Genomic DNA, 1,478 nt, shown 5'->3' with positions numbered 1-1,478 from the left:
TCAGCATAAAATTTAGATTACTGCTTCACAATTAAGAACTGGCTTCTTCTGTTAAGTTGGTGTTGTTCTTTGCTACAAGGGTTACAATCTACAGCAGGCTCAGTTTCACCTTTACCAGATGCAGATATTCTGCTAGCATCAATACCTTTAGAGATAATGTACTGTCTTGTAGTTTGTGCACGTCTTTCTGATAAACCTTGGTTGTAGCTATCAGAACCTCTAAAGTCTGTGTGAGACGTCGCTTCTATAACCATATCTGGGTATTTATTCATCACTTGTACTAAATTGTCTAATTCAAACGCTGCTTTTGCAGTAATGTTTGATTTGTCAAACTCAAAGTAAATTGGGTTTAATACCACTTCTACAGGTGTTACAATCTCTTCTATTGGTGTTAATGCTACGCTTACTGCTACTTCTTCTTCGTTAGTACCATCTACGCTTACTTTGTTACTTTCGTAACCTTCCATAGTAACTTGTAACTCTGTATCTGTTTCACATTCTACAATATACTCTACAACACCTTCTGCATTAGTGGTTTTTGTAGCTAAAATGTTTCCGTTAGCATCGGCTAAGCTTGTTGTTGCTCCTGCTAATACGTCTCCGGTTTTCTCGTCTACTACAGTTCCTGTGATTAATACATCACATAATGGTTGTAACTTTTTAATAGCATAAATGTCATCACTTCCTTTTCCACCTTCACGGTTAGACGATACAAATCCTTCTCCTGTCTCTTCATTCATTCTAAAAGCAAAGTCATCACCATTACTATTTATTGGTGTTCCTGCATTACGTATAGGCGCCATTTTACCGTCTATTTCTTTAGTGTGGAATACATCCATACCTCCAAGTCCTAAATGACCTGTAGAAGAGAAGTAAAGTGTGTTATCACTACTAATGTATGGGAACATTTCTTGTCCTTCGGTATTAACTTTTTGACCTAAGTTTTCTGGTATACCTACATTTCCGTTTGCATCTAATGTTGCTTTGTAAATATCAAACTTACCATATCCTCCAGGCATATCACTTGCAAAGTAAATCATGCTTCCGTCTGCGCTTACACTTGGGTTTTTAATCGAGTAGTTTGGACTATTGATTGATAAGGCTTCTACCTCGCTAAAACCATCACTGTCTTTTGTAGCTTTAAATAAGTGTAAAACGCTATACTTTGTGTTTGATAAACTGTCTTTTTCATAGATGTTTTCAAAGAAACTTTCTCTTGAAAAATACATGGTTTTTCCGTCTGGTGTAAAGCTTACAATACCTTCGTGGTATTTTGTGTTAATATCACCTTCTAAAAGCTCTTCTCCTTGGTAAGTCCCATCTTCTGCTACGGTATATTCGTAGATGTCTAAAAATGGTTCTTCGTTCCATCCGTATTTTTTACGGTTATCATTTCTAGAACTAGTAATGTATAGTTTACCATCTTGAAGCGTACCTCCAAAATCTGATGTAGCTGTGTTGATGTCTAAGTTTTGTAC

1 protein-coding gene is annotated in these 1,478 nt (G+C 36.3%); it reads right to left on the bottom strand.

All coding sequences use genetic code 11. The features are described 5' to 3' along the window. Positions 1-17: 17 nt before the first annotated feature. On the bottom strand, positions 18-1,478 hold a 1,461-nt coding region (locus H574_RS14860; protein WP_027880824.1), incomplete at its 5' end, for an OmpA family protein.

It is taken from the genome of Mesoflavibacter zeaxanthinifaciens DSM 18436 (genome assembly GCF_000422365.1).
Lineage (GTDB): Bacteria > Bacteroidota > Bacteroidia > Flavobacteriales > Flavobacteriaceae > Mesoflavibacter > Mesoflavibacter zeaxanthinifaciens.
The sequence above is the reverse complement of the archived record's forward strand: the minus strand, read 5'-3'. Positions and strand labels throughout refer to the sequence as shown.